Here is a 15,419-nt window from a genome sequence, read left to right as displayed (position 1 = left end):
AATAGAGCATTTATATTAATTTCAAGTTTTTTAAGGTTTTTATTCTATCATCATCTAAAAAATCAATATTCATATCAAATTTAATTTTATTAGCTGTTTTTTTGCTAAAACCTTTTATAGAAGAAATTTCTTGATTTGAAAGTTCAAATATTTTTTTGTTTTCTGGAATTACAGTTAAACTTCTTGAACCGTGATCAACTACAATTCCATTAAATTTAGAATAAAGATTTTTTTTATCATTGGATCCACAAAGAATAGGATATGTTCCTAAAGGTCTTCCAAAAGAGATATTTCCTTGTTGTTTTTCAACTATTATGTTATTAATTTTTGTTCCTATTGGGAAAACTTTTTCCAACATTGATTTATCGAATTCTTTCATATAATCTTTAAATTTTAAAAAAAGTTTTTTATTTATCTTTTTATTTCCTTTATTATAAAGCATTGTTCCTGGGAAAGCCATGACCTGCCTAACATTAACTCTTCTTAATAATAAATCTTTTTTTAAGATATGATCAAAAGTTTCCATGTTTATTTTATAAGTTTCATCATCTTCATTTAAGAGACCATAAAGGATATTTATTCCAGGCAAAAGCTTTGGTATATTATTTTTATCTCTTACACTTCCAATCTCATTTACAATTTCTATAGCTTTTAAAGCTTTTTTGGGATCATTTATTATATTATTAGCTTTTGAAACTTTAGAATCAAAAGTTTCTACACCAAAAGAAAGAATATCTCCGCTTGAATTATATTTTGTGATTATTTCAAGAATTTTTCTAACTTCTTTTTCATGATCAACTATAAAAAATGGGTTAGCATTATCTGTATGTATTATTTCAAAATCATCTTTTATTGAAGAATAAAGTTGTTCAAATATATTTGAATTGGGTTTAAAATTGTTAAAAGTCATACCATAAGCTAAAAAATTGGCACTTCTACCAAATCTTATATTTTTAACTCCGACATTTGAAATACAATTCAATTCGGTAATTATAGATTTTAAAGTTCTCTCTTTATACTTTCCGCTTATCATAGGCTCTGTACAAAAAGAGCAAAACCCTTCTTTTCTATCACAACCTTTCGAAATTTCTATTTCAGGTATTATGTCAGGATAAAAAGGATGTTTTTTTAGAATTTCTGCACCCAAATTTGAAACTAAGTCTATCAAATCATAATCACTAAAATCTTTTAGAGAGTAATTATCTGAAACGGGGTAATCAAATAAAAATTTTTCAATAGAACCTTCTACTAAAAAATCTACGGTGTTTTCTAATATCTTTTTCAATTCGATTGCAGCTTTCCCGCCAGTTATAGTATATCCTTTAGTTATAGGACCTCCTAATACTCTTAAAGGATTTTTATTTAAAGAAAATATATTTTTAATTTCTTTAATTGAAATAGGAGTGCCTCTAAAATAATGTCCTGGTACAGTTGTACCAGATATAATAATAATGTATTCATAATTATTAAAAGCTTTCCATAAATCAGAATTTCTTATCTGATCTATGGTATAATAATCTACTTCAATTCCATGAAACATTAAAGCACCTGCTGCATACCTAATATATGTAGAGACATAAGGTGGGACACCTAAAACAGCAGGTTCATCAACATAACCATCTATTATAACTGCTTTCAATATTAAAAACCTCCATAAACTAATTTAAATTAAAAATTATAGATAAAACCTAAAGAACCAGTTATAGAAGGGTATAACTCTGGGAAAAATTTTAAAGTTGGACTTAATTCTAAAAAAATGTCTAAAGGAGTATTTGGTATTTTATAATCTATTCCAAGAGGAATTCTTCCACCAAATGAAAGACTACTTACTTCTCCAAAATGAATATTTATAAAACCTCCAAATCCATAATGATAATTCAAAGGAATATTTTTTATGGGAAATATAAAATCAGAATCTGCCGAAAAATTTATAGAATTATTTATAAAAGACCAAGCTGTAGAAGCATCTAAAAATTGGGATTTTTTTGAATAATATCTAAAATAAAGTCCAGAAGGTTCTCCAAGTATTACACCTAATCCCATAGGATTATCTGAATTTAAAAAAATATCTGTTTTTCCATCGGCTTTACCTATAATTATTTTTTCATCAATTCCATTTGAAAACGTTAATAAAGAAATAAAAGTTATTAAAACATATAAAATGAATTTTTTCATATTTTCACCCTCCAAATATATTATTATAGTTTATTATAGCATATAACATATATACAAAATAAAAAAAATATAAAAAATAATTGTAAAAAGTATAAAAATTTGAATGATTGTTTATAAAAAAGATTATATAATTTAATTTTATAATTACTTTAAAAATGATATAATTTATTGAATAGGAAAAAAGGAGGCAACTTAATGGGTAAAAAAATAAAAGGATTTGGTGGAAGGTCTTTTAAAAATTCTTCCAGTAAAAAACCTAATGTAAATCAATTACTTGCAGAGGCTCAAAAAACACAACAGCTTATGGAAGATGAAATGTCTACTTTAGAAGGTGAACTTGCCAATAAAGAAGTAGAAGCTACATCGGGTGGTGGAGTAGTAAAAGTCATTGCAAATGGTAATCTGAGAGTAAAAGATATAATAATTTCTGAAGAACTCGAAGGTGAAGACATGGAAATAATAAAAGACATGATTATTGCAGCGACTAATGAAGCAATTGAAAAAGCAAATCAAATAAAAGAAGAAGAAAATGAAAAAATAAGTCAAAAATACCTTGGCGGATTACAAAATATGGGATTTGGATTATAATAAATTTAACTTTATTTTTTCTTATTGTTATTAATTAAGATATATAATTATATTAGAGAAAAAAATAACTAATGCTCATACACTTTGAGGAGGTGTACATTAATATGGTAAAAGTAGCTATTAATGGTTTTGGTAGAATTGGTAGATTGGCATTTAGATTAATGTTTAATAATCCTGAATTTGATATCGTTGCAATAAACGATTTATCAGATGCAAAGGCTTTAGCTCATTTATTAAAATATGATTCTGCACAAGGAAGATTTGATGCTGAAGTTGAAGTAAAAGAAGGAGCTATGGTAGTTAATGGAAAAGAAATAAAGATAATTGCTGAAAAAGATCCAGCAAAATTACCATGGAAAGAACTAAATGTTGATGTAGTATTAGAATGTACAGGTTTCTTTGTAAAAAAAGAAGCAGCTTCTCTACATTTAGAAGCAGGAGCAAAAAAAGTTGTTATCTCTGCTCCAGCAAAAGGAGATGTACCTACAATAGTTTATAATGTAAACCATGATACATTAACTGGAGAAGAAAATATAATTTCAGGTGCGTCATGTACAACAAACTGTTTAGCTCCAGTTGCAAAAGTATTAGATGATAATTTTGGTATAGTAAAAGGTTTAATGACAACAGTTCATGCATATACACAAGATCAAAATACAGTTGATGGAGTTCATAGAAAAGGTGATTTCAGAAGAGCAAGAGCAGCTGCACAAAACATAGTTCCAACAAGTACAGGAGCGGCTAAAGCTGTTGCAAAAGCATTACCTCAATTAAAAGGAAAATTAGATGGTATGGCTATGAGAGTTCCTACAGTTACAGGATCAGTAGTAGATCTCGTAGTTGAATTAAATAAAGAAGTAACAGTAGAAGAAATCAATGCTGCTATGAAAAAAGCAGCTGAAACAGAACTAAAAGATACATTGGGATATACTGAAGATCCTATAGTATCTTCTGATGTAATAGGATGTCAATACGGTTCATTATTTGATTCAGAATTAACTAAAGTAATAGAAGTAGATGGAAAACAAATGGTAAAAGTTATATCTTGGTATGACAATGAAATGTCATATACAGCTCAATTAGTTAGATTAGTTAAACATTTTGCTACATTAATTAAATAAGAAAAATTAATACATGGGGAGGCATAACAATGTCTCCCTTTTATAAATATTGCATAAATGGCACTATGAATTTGGAGGTGTAATTATGGAAAAAATGACAGTTAAAGATATAGATTTTGAAAATAAAAAAGTTATAATGAGAGTTGATTTTAATGTTCCAATAAAAGAAGGAAAAATAACAGATGAAACAAGAATAAAAGCAGCTTTACCTACAATAAAATATGTTTTAGAACAAAATGCAAAAGTAATACTTTTATCCCATCTTGGAAGACCAAAAGGGGAAAAGAAAATTGAATTTTCTTTAGCTCCAGTTGCAAAAAGATTAAATGAATTGTTAGATAATGAAGTTCTTTTTGTAGATGAAACAAGAGGAGAAAAAGTTGAAACAGCTGTAAATAAATTAAAATCTGGTCAAGTGTTAGTACTTGAAAATACAAGATTTGAAAAAGGCGAAAAGAAAAATGATGCTGAATTGGCAACATATTGGGCATCTCTTGCAGATATTCATGTTAATGATGCTTTTGGAACAGCACACAGAGCACATGCTTCTAATGTTGGAATCGCACAAAATATACCAAGTGTAGCTGGATTTTTAATGGAAAAAGAAATTAAATTTTTAGGTGGAGTAACCACAAATCCAGAAAAACCTTATGCTGTAATACTTGGTGGAGCAAAGGTATCAGATAAAATAGGAGTAATTACTAATCTTCTCGAAAAAGCGGATAAGATATTCATAGGCGGAGCTATGATGTTTACGTTCTTAAAAGCTCAAGGAAAAGAGATTGGATCTTCATTATATGAAGAAGATAAATTAGATCTTGCAAAAGATTTATTGAAAAAAGCTGAAGATAACAATGTTGAATTGATATTGCCTATTGATGCAATAGTAGCTCAAAAGCTTGAAGCAGGACTTGAAAATAGAGTTGTAAAAATGGATGATGGAATAGAAAAAGGTTGGATGGGTTTAGATATAGGTCCTGAAACATTAAAACTTTTTGAAGAAAAACTTTCTGGAGTTAAAACAGTTGTATGGAATGGACCAATGGGTGTTTTTGAAATAGAAGATTTTGAAAAAGGAACAAGAGGAGTAGCAGAATTAATAGTAGAGTTGACAGATGCTGGAAGTGTAAGTGTAATTGGTGGTGGAGACTCAGCAGCAGCAGCTGAAAAATTTGGATTAGCCAAAAAATTCTCTCATGTTTCAACTGGTGGAGGAGCTTCACTTGAACTCTTAGAAGGAAAAGAATTACCTGGAGTTGCATCTATAGCAACAAAAAAAAAATTAACTGAAAAAAAATTTATATTAGCTGGAAACTGGAAAATGAATAAAAATAATTCAGAAGCAGCTGCATTTGTAAATAAGTTAATAGGAAAAATTGGAAATGAAGAAAAAATAGATGTAATATTGGGTGTGCCTTTTACTTCTTTAGAAAAAATTGCAGATATAACTTCTGGAACAAATATAAAAGTAAGTTCACAAAATATGTATTTTGAAGAATCTGGTGCATATACAGGCGAAATATCTCCAGATATGCTAAAAGATATAAATGTTACTCATGTAATACTTGGTCATTCTGAAAGAAGAGATATATTTGGCGAGACAAATGAAATAATAAACAAAAAAATAAAGAAATCGTTAGAAAAAGAATTAACCCCTATTTTTTGTGTTGGAGAACATCTTGAAGAAAGAGAAAAAGGTTTAATATTCAATACAATAGAAAAACAAATAAAAGAAGGATTAAATGAAATAGAAAAAGATGAAATAAATAAAATAATAATAGCTTATGAACCTGTATGGGCCATAGGAACTGGAAAAGTAGCAACTCCAGCACAAGCACAAGAAGTTCATAAATATATTAGAGATCTATTATCTGAAATGTATGGAGAAGAAGTAGCACAAAAAGTTACATTGCTTTATGGTGGAAGTGTTAAACCAAGTAATTATTTTGGACTTTTCATACAAAAGGATATAGATGGAGGACTTGTTGGTGGGGCATCGTTAAAAGAAGATTTTATAGATCTTGCCAATATAATGAATGAATTAATAAAATAAAAAACATAAAAAAGGGGTGCAAAATGCACCCCTTTTTTTAAAGCTATTTTTAATAATTTATGATATAATCAGTAGGAGGTGATAAAGATGAATGAAGATAAAAAAAATAATAATGAATTTGAAGAATTAGTTGAATCAAGTAATTATGATAAAAAAAATAAAGAAAAAATTATTATCTTTTCATCATTAGGGGTTATTTTAATATTTACAGTTATTATTGTATTTTCTGTTTTATTTGTTAATAAAAAGTATAATGTAAACATACAATATACAATAAAAACATCCGAATTTAGAGAACCAATAGAAAAAATAAAAGTTGAACTTTTAGGAGAAAAAACAGTAGAAAAAGAATTTTCTCTTTCGGATAACATAAAAATGGAAAATATAGAAAAAGGTAATTATACTATAAATATTTCAGCTATTGGTCAAAATGATTTGAAATTTTACTATGGAAGTGTTGATTCTTTTATAGATGAAGATAAAAATATCAATCTTGAATTAGATAAATCAACCATAAAATATTCAATAGATACTGAATGGGAAGAAACAAAAGCAATTATAACCCTTCCTGATGGTTATGATGAATATGTTGTGGTAGAAAAAGATCAAGATCAATATAAAATAAAAGATATAATAAGTGAAAATAAATATGAATTAAATTCTGATAATAAAACTCATAATATATTCTTTGCTGCTGTAAAAGATAAAAAAGTTTTTGATTATTCACAAGAAATTATAATAACTAAAAATAATCCACCAAATTCACCAAATATTTTGTACCCAGAAGAAGGACAAAATCATTCACAAAAAGATATAATATTTACTTGGGAAGCTTCTGATCCTGATAAAGATTTATTAACCTATGATATTTATTTATCTGATGGGACAACACAAAAAAACATTGCAAATGGATTGAATAATAATTCTTTTGGATACAATTCTTTAGAACTAAATAAAAATTATACTTTAAAAGTCGTGGCTAAAGACTCTCAAAATGCTAAAAGTGAACAAAGTATTAAATTCACAACGACAAAGTATGAAAAAAGTTATTTATATTCACCAAGTGGAAAGTATGGCGTTACTATTTATGAAGTTTATGATCCTAAGAATCCAAAAGAAATTTCAAACATAAAAACATCTGGAAATGTTACAGATACAGTTCTGATAAATACTTCATTATTCATTTTAAGAATAAATGATGGCATAACAATAGCTGATGTTAAAAATCCTGAAACCCCTATAATAAAAAAGAATCTTGAATTAGATGAAGTAGATGGATTAAAAGCGACAGATAAATATGCTTATATAAGATTTAAAGATGGTAGAGTTAGTGTTTATTCTATAGAAAAAAATCCTTATGATCCTAAATTCTTAGGTTTTACAGATATAAAATATTATGGTTCAAAAAATCCAGAAATAAAATATATACAAAAAAACATTAGAATAGAAGTACCAATAATACAAAATGAGTATGCTCTTAATTATAAATTCAAAAATAAAATATATATTGGAAGTTATATTCTTGTTGTTGGCAGTGAAGAAGCCAGAACAAAAATAAATAATAACCTTACATATGTTTATGATAATTTAAGTTTAATATTTACAAATAGAGAAATAGAAGATTTTAAAGATTATGCGAAAATAGATTCTATAAAAAGTCAATTAAAAAATGCTTTAAATGAGTTTTTGAAGATGTCAGAAGATACAGGTGTGAAAGAAGTAAAATTGAGTATTAATAAAATAAATTAGAGATAATAAAGGTAGACTCTCAATATTTTGAGAGTCTTTTTTTATAATTATTTACATATTCTAAAAAAAAAAGAAATGATTTTATATTATGATATAGATATAAATTACCCACACCTGGGGGGGAGGTTAAAAAATGTCAGAAGATAAATTAAGTTTCAGTGTACAGGGTATGACTTGTGCATCATGCGTTAGGAATGTTGAAAGATCATTAAAAAAAATTGAAGGAGTTAAGTTTGTATCTGTTAATCTTGCTACAGAAAAAGCAGTTATAATAAAAGAAGGTAAAATAAATTTTGACGAAATAGAAAAAAGTGTAAAAAAAGTTGGGTATAAAGCTTCAAAAGAAATGCCTTCTGAAGATATGATAGAAAAAAATTATAAACATGATAAATTCAATCTAATATTTTCATTAATATTAACAATACCAATAAGTATTTTAATGCTTTTTCATATGAGTGGATTAAAGATACCTTATTACAATTATTTAGAGTTAATAATTGGAGCAATAAATATATTTTATTTAGGTCAAAAAACATTAAAAGGTGCATGGATTGCTATTTCTCATTTTCATACAAATATGGATACACTCGTTATAATTGGAGCATTATCATCATATATAACAACAATATTGAATATGACTGGAATGGATGTAATGTCCTTTGGGGCTTTAGCTTCAATGCTAATAACTCTTCATTTACTTGGAAGATTCATAGAAAGCAATTTAAAAAGTAAAGCTTCAAAAGAAATAAAATCTTTAATAAAATTGAAAGTTGAAAATGCAAATGTAATTAATGGAGAAAATGTAGAAAAAGTTCCTTTAGAAACAGTAAAAATAGGAAGTTTGATATTAGTAAAAAAAGGTGAAAAAATACCTTTAGATGGAAAAATTATAGAAGGTAAAGGCCTTGTAGATGAATCAATGATTACTGGAGAACCATTATCAATTAAAAAATCAGAAAATTCAAAAGTTGTTGGTGGAACTATACTTGAAGAAGGATTATTAAAAGTTGAAGTTGAAAATGTAGGTGAAGAAACTTTTTTAAATCAAATGATAAAACTCGTAGAAGAAGCTCAATCAACAAAAGTTCCAATTCAAGCATTTGCCGATAGAATAACTTTGTTTTTTATACCAATAGTATTAAGCCTTGCCATTATAAGTTCTCTTGTATGGTATTTTAACTATGAAAATATGCAAGAATATTTAGTAAATATGTCTAAATATATACCATGGCTTGTTGTAGATGCTGGTGCTGTTTCTACTTCTATTTTTGTTTTTGTTTCTACTTTAGTTATAGCTTGTCCATGTGCTTTGGGTCTTGCAACTCCAATGGCATTGGTAGCAGGAAGTGGAGCAGCTGCGAGAAAAGGTTTAATAATAAAAAATGGAGGAGCTATTCAAGCTGCAAAAGATATAGATACTATACTTTTAGATAAAACAGGAACAATAACTCAAGGAAAACCGACAGTTGTATTTCAAAATATAGATAAATTTTATCATGATATAATTTATACTATAGAAAGTAATTCTAATCATCCATTAGCAAAATCAATATATGAATATTATGAAAATAAGAAAGATAAAAAAATTGATTTAAATAATTTTGAAGAAATAACTGGTAAAGGTGTTCAAGCAAATTATGAAAATAATATATATTTTATAGGAAAACCAAAAAACTATAAAATATATGAAGAATATATGGAAAAAGGTCATACTGTTGTAGAGTTTAGAGAAAATGAAGAAATAAAAGGATTCATATCTATAGCAGATCCTATAAAAGAACAAGCTGAAGATGCGATAAAAGAACTTAAAACTATGGGAATAATGCCTATAATGATAACTGGAGATTCTGAAATTACCGCAAAAGCAGTTGCAAAACAAGTTGGGATAGAAACTATATATTCAGGGGTTAGTCCAAAAGATAAAGTAGATAAAGTCAGAGAATTACAAATTTCTGGGAAAAAAGTAGCTATGGTTGGAGATGGAATTAATGATGCTGCAGCTTTAAAATCTTCTGATATATCTATGGCTATTGGAACAGGTACAGATTTAGCTATAGAAAGTGCAGATATAATATCTGTAAAAGGTGAATTTTCAAAAATAATAGATTCTATAAAAATATCAAAAATAACTTTCTCTAAGATTAGACAAAATTTATTTTGGGCTTTTTTTTACAATGTAATAGCAATTCCACTTGCAATGTCTGGCCTTTTACATCCAGCAATATCAGAAATTGCTATGACTTTTAGTTCTATAAACGTTATATTAAATTCATTGAGAATAAAAAAATTGATAAAATAATCTATATTTTGGAGGTGAAATAAATGAAATATTCTTATGATGTACCAGATATGTCATGTAATCATTGTAAAATGAATATTGAAAATGCTTTGAAAGAAGAAAAAAAGATCAGCAAATTTGAAGTCGATTTACCATCTAAAAAAGTACATGTTGAAACGGAAGAACCTTCAGAACTCGTAGAAAAAATTCTTGAAGAAGCAGGATATCCTGCAAGAATAATAATATAAGAACCATCCCCAAACATTTTAGTATGTTTGGGGATTTTAATATTATGGAAGATCCACCATTGCAATATAAAGAGAATCTTTAAATACTCTACTTTTGAGTTCATTTAAATAACTATAATCATCTATATGATTAAAATCTTCTCCATCAAAAAAAACTATTTTCCATTCTTCTGGGTATTTGTAAGAATGTTTATTAAATCTTATCAGATTTTCTTTCATTTGATTTAGTAAAAAATCATCATCTTTTACTTTATTTTTAAATTTTTCAATTAAATCAAAATTTGATTTTTTCAATGAAATATACATATCTACCATTTGATTAATCATCTTATCTGATATAATTTTTTCATCATTATATTTAACAACAGAAGATATATTATGTTCTCCAAATCTTGAGGCTATTTTAGAAGCTTCCTTATAAATTTCATCTGGAGAATTAGAGTTAAAAAGTAATATATAAGTATTCATAGATATCCCTCCACAGTATTGATATCAAAAAAAATGGGAACCAAAAAGGTTCCCTATTATTTTTTTAAAGCCATTCTCTTTGTAAATAATGTGTATGCAACAAGTGATGTGCTTTTTCAGAACCTGGTTTTTCAAGATATTCTTCATATATTTTTTTAATAGAAGGATTATCATGAGACTTTCTTATTTTAGATGTTCTGTCAACATTATTTAAAGCTTCTATTCTATTTTTAATTATTTCAAAATTTCCATGATGATAAGGTTGACCACCGCCGCCAACACAGCCACCAGGACAAGCCATTACTTCAATTAAATGGACATTTATTTTACCATCTCTTATATCTTCAAGTAATTTTCTAACATTACCAAGCCCGTGAGCAACTGCAATTTTAACAATAGTTCCTTTTATATCAACCTCAGCAATTCTTATAGAATCATAACCATGTAAAGCTTCAAATTCTACTTCTTCAAGTGTATCTTTAGTAACCCACTCATAAGCCGTTCTCAAAGCAGCTTCTGCAACACCACCAGTTCTACCAAAGATTGCAGCAGCACCTGTTGATTCACCTAAAGGATTTTCATAAGACATTTCTGGAATAGAATCGAAATTGAATCCAGCTTCTTTTATCATCTTTGCTAATTCTCTTGTAGTAATAACATAATCTACATCTTTGAATTCGGGACTTGAATTCAATTCTTCTCTGCCAGCTTCATATTTTTTTGCAAGACAAGGCATGATAGAAACAACAGTCATCTTTTTTGGATCTATATTATTCTTTTCAGCATAATAAGATTTTGCGACTGCTCCAAACATCTGTTGAGGTGACTTTGCAGATGAAGGCATTTTTACAAGTCCAGGAAATTGATGTTCTAAGAACTTTACCCAGCCTGGACAACATGATGTTAACATAGGCATATATCCGTCGTTTTGAAGTCTATCTATAAACTCTGTAGCTTCTTCCATTATTGTTAAATCGGCAGCAAAGTTAGTATCAAAAACAGCATCAAAACCCATTAATTTTAAGACACCAGCTAATTTACCAGTAGAAATAGTTCCTGGTTTGTAACCAAATTCTTCAGCAAGAGCAACTCTTACTGCTGGGGCTGTTTGAACAACTACATGTTTATCTGAATTATCTAATTCACTCCAAACTTCATCTATATAAGATCTTTCTGTTAAAGCTGCAGTAGGACAAACTGCGACACATTGACCACAGAAAGTACAATTTGTTTCTTCAAGTGGCCAATCAAATGTAGGTTGTACAACAGCATCAAAACCTCTTTCAACTGCAGATAATACGCCAACAGTTTGAAAAGAATTACATGCAGTTTCACATTTTCTACACATTATACATTTATTTGGATCTCTTATTATTGCTGCAGAAACATCTTTTTTATACAGAGATTTTTTACCCATATAAGGATTGGTTGTTATATTTAATTCAGAAGCTAAATCCTGTAATTCACATTCTCCATTTTTAGGACATTTTAAACAATCTTGAGGATGATCAGATAATAACAGTTGTACAACTGTTCTTCTTGCATTTATAGCTCTTCTTGAATGAGTATTTATTTTCATACCTTCAAATACAGGAGTAGCACAAGCTGGAGCTAAATTTCTTCTTCCCTCAATTTCAACTACACATACTCTACAAGAAGCAGGTTTATTAACAATACCTATATCTTCAAGATTCATATAGCAAAGTGTAGGAACATATCCACCTGCTTTATTAACTGCTTCCAAAACGGTAGCATTATCTGGTACTTCAGTTTCTATATTATTAACAAATACTTTAGGCATTTATTATTTTCCCCCTTCCTATATTTTGCTTATTGCACCGAATCTACAAGTAGCATAACAAGCTCCACATTTTATACATTTTTCTTGATCTATTTCATGAGGTTTCTTTATTTGGCCATTTATAGCTTCAACAGGACAAACTCTCGCACAAGCTGTACATCCAACACATTTTTCTGGATCTATAGTATATTTAACTAAACTCTTACACGCTCCGGCAGGACAGCTTTTATCATAAACATGAGCTTCGTACTCATCTTTAAAATAATGATATGTAGATAGAATAGGATTAGGGGCTGTTTGACCAAGACCACAAAGTGAAGAATCTTTTATTATATTTCCAAGTTCTTGTAATAATTGTAAATCTTTTTCAGAACCTCTTCCACTTGTTAATCTGTCAAGAATTTCTAATAATCTAACATTACCTATTCTACATGGAGTACATTTTCCACAAGATTCTTCAACTGTGAATTCAAGATAAAACTTTGAAACATCAACCATACAAGTAGTTTCATCCATTACGATCATTCCACCTGAACCCATCATAGAACCTAAAGCAGAAAGATTATCAAAATCAATAGGAGTATCAAGATATTCAGCTGGAATACATCCACCAGATGGACCACCTGTTTGAACAGCTTTATATCTTTTGTTTTCTCTTATGCCTCCGCCAATTTCGAATACTATTTCTCTTAAAGTAGTTCCCATAGGAACTTCAACAAGTCCTACATTATTGATAGCACCAGCAAGTGCAAAGACTTTAGTTCCAGGAGATTTTTCTGTACCAAAACTTCTGAACCAGTCGGCACCTTTTAAAGTTATGATAGATATATTTGCAAGAGTTTCTACATTATTTATTAAAGTTGGTTTTTCCCATAATCCACTGTTTGCTGGGAAAGGTGGTTTTGTAGTTGGTTCTCCTCTATAACCTTCTATAGAATGGATCAAAGCAGTTTCTTCACCACAAACAAAAGCTCCAGCTCCTAATCTTATATCGATATCAAATGAAAAATCTGAGCCGAAAATATTTTCTCCTAAGAAACCCATTTCTCTCGCTTGATTTAGAGCTGTTTTTAATCTATTAACAGCAAGAGGATATTCTGCTCTTATATAAACTATTCCTTGATTCGCACCAATTGCATAGCCTGCAATAGCCATACCTTCAATTACTGTATGAGGATCTCCTTCAAGTACAGATCTATCCATGAATGCACCAGGGTCACCTTCATCAGCATTACATACTACATATTTTTGATCACTGTTAGCTTTTTTAGCAAATTGCCATTTTAATCCTGTAGGGAAACCACCGCCTCCTCTACCTCTCAAGCCTGATTCAAGAAGATTTTCAATTACTTCATCTCTTGTCATCTCAGTAATAGCTTTACCGAGAGCAAGATAACCATTATGAGCAATATATTCATTTATATTTTCTGGATCTATAGTACCAGCATTTCTCAATGCCACCCTATACTGCTTTTTATAAAAAGGCATTTTTTGAGATTCTTCTATTTTTTCTTTTGCTTTAGGTTCCTCATATAATAATTTTTGTACTTTTCTACCTTTTATTATATGTTCTTCTACTAATGTTTCAACATCTTTATCCTCAACTTTTACATAAAAAGTGTTGTCAGGTAAAAATTTAACTATAGGTCCTTGCTCACAGAAACCAAAACAACCAGTTCTTACAACTTGAACTTCATCCTGTAAGTTTTTTTCTTTAAGAACTCTATTGAAATGGTCTAAAATATCGTTACTACCTGAGGAAGTACAACCTGTTCCACCACAGATTAGAACGTATTGATTGTATTTTGCCATTTGTGTCCCCCTCCTATTATTCAGCACTCTGATGTGTTTCGCCTATTATCGAGTCTTGTAATAATTCTCCATTTATTATATGTTTTTCTATTAAAGTTTCAGCTTTTTCAGCATCAATATGACCATAAAGAATACTTTCTTTATTTGGTTCAACTACTTCAACTGTAGGTTCGGCATGGCAGTATCCCATACATCCTGTTTGAACTACAACCACATGTTCAAGATTCTTTTTATCTATAGCTTCAACAAGAGCATTAAAAGTTTCTTTAGCACCAGCAGATATACCGCAAGTACCCATAGCAACTTTTAAAATAATTTTTTCTTTTTCATCAGCGGCATTTCTTATTTTCATGTTTTTTGTTGCTGTTTCTTTTAAATTCATCAAATCTTGTAAACTCTTTATTTTTGACATAATTAGACCTCCTTTAGATTAATCCTTGCTCTTTAGCTATTGCTTTATAATCTTCTATGAGCTTTGGTAGGTCATCTTTTTTAAGTCTACCATGAACTTTTTCTCCTATCATTACGACAGGTGCTAAGCCACAAGCTCCTACACATCTTACAGCATGAAGTGAAAATAAACCATTTGGTGTAGTTTCTCCTTCTTCGATACCCAAGAGTTTTTTGAATTCTGCAAAAATATCACCAGAACCTCTAACATAGCATGCAGTTCCAAGACAAACATTTATCGGGAATTTTCCTTTAGGTTTCATACTGAAAAAATTATAAAAGGTTACAACTCCATAAACTTGAGAAGCGTGGACCTTTAATTTTTTAGAGATCAACATCTGTGCCTCAATAGGTAAGTAACCGATAATACTTTGTGCCTTATGAAGAGCACGAATTAAATAACTACGTCTTTCTACTTCAGACATTTTTTCTAAACCTAGAGAATCTAAGTACTGTTCAACTTCTTTCAATTGTGTGTTCAATGTCTCAGACATCTTCTTCCCTCCCAATATATGATAAATTTACTCGTAATTGTATTTTTTTTCACAAGTTCACATAAAGTTAAAAAAATCTTATCAAACAAAGAATGTGAAATAGTTTCAGTTATAATTATATCGTAATAAAACTTAAACAAAATTAAGAAATAATAAAATTATTATTAAGTTTAAAAAGTGTC

Annotated in this window: 13 protein-coding genes; 6 read left to right on the top strand and 7 right to left on the bottom strand. The window is 28.8% G+C overall.

Annotation, left to right across the window (positions count from 1 at the left end):
- Nucleotides 1-10 precede the first annotated feature (10 nt).
- Together PWP28_RS03750 and PWP28_RS03745 are read right to left on the bottom strand one after the other, a co-directional pair.
- On the bottom strand, nt 11-1,639 hold the full coding sequence (locus tag PWP28_RS03750; RefSeq protein ID WP_308644266.1) for a radical SAM protein: 1,629 nt from the start codon (nt 1,637-1,639) through the stop codon (nt 11-13).
- Nucleotides 1,640-1,668: 29 nt separating this feature from the next.
- Complete coding sequence (locus PWP28_RS03745) at nt 1,669-2,175, bottom strand: hypothetical protein (RefSeq protein ID WP_109606702.1); 507 nt, start codon at nt 2,173-2,175, stop codon at nt 1,669-1,671.
- A 195-nt stretch (nt 2,176-2,370) separates the two neighbouring features.
- Between PWP28_RS03745 and PWP28_RS03740 the strand changes: the two genes are divergently transcribed.
- From PWP28_RS03740 to PWP28_RS03715, 6 genes are all read left to right on the top strand, one after another.
- Nucleotides 2,371-2,763 (top strand): YbaB/EbfC family nucleoid-associated protein, encoded by a 393-nt coding sequence (locus PWP28_RS03740; protein ID WP_109606483.1) that lies wholly within the window; start codon nt 2,371-2,373, stop codon nt 2,761-2,763.
- Between the two features lie 104 nt (nt 2,764-2,867).
- Nucleotides 2,868-3,884 carry a type I glyceraldehyde-3-phosphate dehydrogenase gene (gene gap, locus PWP28_RS03735; RefSeq protein ID WP_109606482.1) on the top strand — a complete coding sequence of 339 codons (1,017 nt, stop codon included), beginning with the start codon at nt 2,868-2,870 and terminating at the stop codon, nt 3,882-3,884.
- 85 nt (nt 3,885-3,969) lie between these two features.
- Entirely contained in the window at nt 3,970-5,937 is a 1,968-nt protein-coding gene (tpiA, locus tag PWP28_RS03730) for a triose-phosphate isomerase (RefSeq protein WP_308644265.1), read from the top strand.
- An 87-nt stretch (nt 5,938-6,024) separates the two neighbouring features.
- A complete protein-coding gene (locus tag PWP28_RS03725) occupies nt 6,025-7,686 on the top strand; it encodes a hypothetical protein (RefSeq protein ID WP_109606478.1) in 1,662 nt (553 codons plus the stop codon).
- A 133-nt stretch (nt 7,687-7,819) separates the two neighbouring features.
- Nucleotides 7,820-9,985 carry a cation-translocating P-type ATPase gene (locus PWP28_RS03720; RefSeq protein ID WP_305081685.1) on the top strand — a complete coding sequence of 722 codons (2,166 nt, stop codon included), beginning with the start codon at nt 7,820-7,822 and terminating at the stop codon, nt 9,983-9,985.
- Between the two features lie 23 nt (nt 9,986-10,008).
- Complete coding sequence (locus PWP28_RS03715) at nt 10,009-10,212, top strand: heavy-metal-associated domain-containing protein (protein WP_109606474.1); 204 nt, start codon at nt 10,009-10,011, stop codon at nt 10,210-10,212.
- 42 nt (nt 10,213-10,254) lie between these two features.
- Here the strand turns inward: PWP28_RS03715 and PWP28_RS03710 are convergent, their stop codons facing one another.
- The 5 genes from PWP28_RS03710 to PWP28_RS03690 all read right to left on the bottom strand — a co-directional run bounded on the left by PWP28_RS03710 (nt 10,255) and on the right by PWP28_RS03690 (nt 15,168).
- Entirely contained in the window at nt 10,255-10,680 is a 426-nt protein-coding gene (locus PWP28_RS03710) for a hypothetical protein (protein ID WP_109606472.1), read from the bottom strand.
- Between the two features lie 64 nt (nt 10,681-10,744).
- Nucleotides 10,745-12,481, bottom strand: coding sequence for an NADH-dependent [FeFe] hydrogenase, group A6 (locus PWP28_RS03705; protein ID WP_109606470.1), 1,737 nt, complete (start codon nt 12,479-12,481; stop codon nt 10,745-10,747).
- Nucleotides 12,482-12,499: 18 nt separating this feature from the next.
- On the bottom strand, nt 12,500-14,293 hold the full coding sequence (locus PWP28_RS03700; protein ID WP_264150325.1) for an NADH-ubiquinone oxidoreductase-F iron-sulfur binding region domain-containing protein: 1,794 nt from the start codon (nt 14,291-14,293) through the stop codon (nt 12,500-12,502).
- Nucleotides 14,294-14,309: 16 nt separating this feature from the next.
- Nucleotides 14,310-14,705 (bottom strand): ferredoxin, encoded by a 396-nt coding sequence (locus PWP28_RS03695; protein ID WP_109606467.1) that lies wholly within the window; start codon nt 14,703-14,705, stop codon nt 14,310-14,312.
- 13 nt (nt 14,706-14,718) lie between these two features.
- Nucleotides 14,719-15,168, bottom strand: coding sequence for an NAD(P)H-dependent oxidoreductase subunit E (locus tag PWP28_RS03690; RefSeq protein WP_369426092.1), 450 nt, complete (start codon nt 15,166-15,168; stop codon nt 14,719-14,721).
- Between the last annotated feature and the right edge of the window lie 251 nt (nt 15,169-15,419).

It is taken from the genome of Oceanotoga sp., from assembly GCF_030445905.1.
Taxonomy (GTDB): Bacteria; Thermotogota; Thermotogae; order Petrotogales; family Petrotogaceae; genus Oceanotoga; species Oceanotoga teriensis.
This window is presented reverse-complemented; position numbering and strand designations above follow the sequence as displayed.

Excerpts from the sequence above, each read along its gene's own strand:
- PWP28_RS03745 (WP_109606702.1), bottom strand. The coding sequence starts at position 2,175 with ATGAAAAAATTCATTTTATATGTTTTAATAACTTTTATTTCTTTATTA.
- PWP28_RS03740 (WP_109606483.1), top strand. The coding sequence starts at position 2,371 with ATGGGTAAAAAAATAAAAGGATTTGGTGGAAGGTCTTTTAAAAATTCT.
- gap (WP_109606482.1), top strand. The coding sequence starts at position 2,868 with ATGGTAAAAGTAGCTATTAATGGTTTTGGTAGAATTGGTAGATTGGCA.
- tpiA (WP_308644265.1), top strand. The coding sequence starts at position 3,970 with ATGGAAAAAATGACAGTTAAAGATATAGATTTTGAAAATAAAAAAGTT.
- PWP28_RS03725 (WP_109606478.1), top strand. The coding sequence starts at position 6,025 with ATGAATGAAGATAAAAAAAATAATAATGAATTTGAAGAATTAGTTGAA.
- PWP28_RS03720 (WP_305081685.1), top strand. The coding sequence starts at position 7,820 with ATGTCAGAAGATAAATTAAGTTTCAGTGTACAGGGTATGACTTGTGCA.
- PWP28_RS03715 (WP_109606474.1), top strand. The coding sequence starts at position 10,009 with ATGAAATATTCTTATGATGTACCAGATATGTCATGTAATCATTGTAAA.
- PWP28_RS03710 (WP_109606472.1), bottom strand. The coding sequence starts at position 10,680 with ATGAATACTTATATATTACTTTTTAACTCTAATTCTCCAGATGAAATT.
- PWP28_RS03705 (WP_109606470.1), bottom strand. The coding sequence starts at position 12,481 with ATGCCTAAAGTATTTGTTAATAATATAGAAACTGAAGTACCAGATAAT.
- PWP28_RS03700 (WP_264150325.1), bottom strand. The coding sequence starts at position 14,293 with ATGGCAAAATACAATCAATACGTTCTAATCTGTGGTGGAACAGGTTGT.
- PWP28_RS03695 (WP_109606467.1), bottom strand. The coding sequence starts at position 14,705 with ATGTCAAAAATAAAGAGTTTACAAGATTTGATGAATTTAAAAGAAACA.
- PWP28_RS03690 (WP_369426092.1), bottom strand. The coding sequence starts at position 15,168 with ATGTCTGAAGTAGAAAGACGTAGTTATTTAATTCGTGCTCTTCATAAG.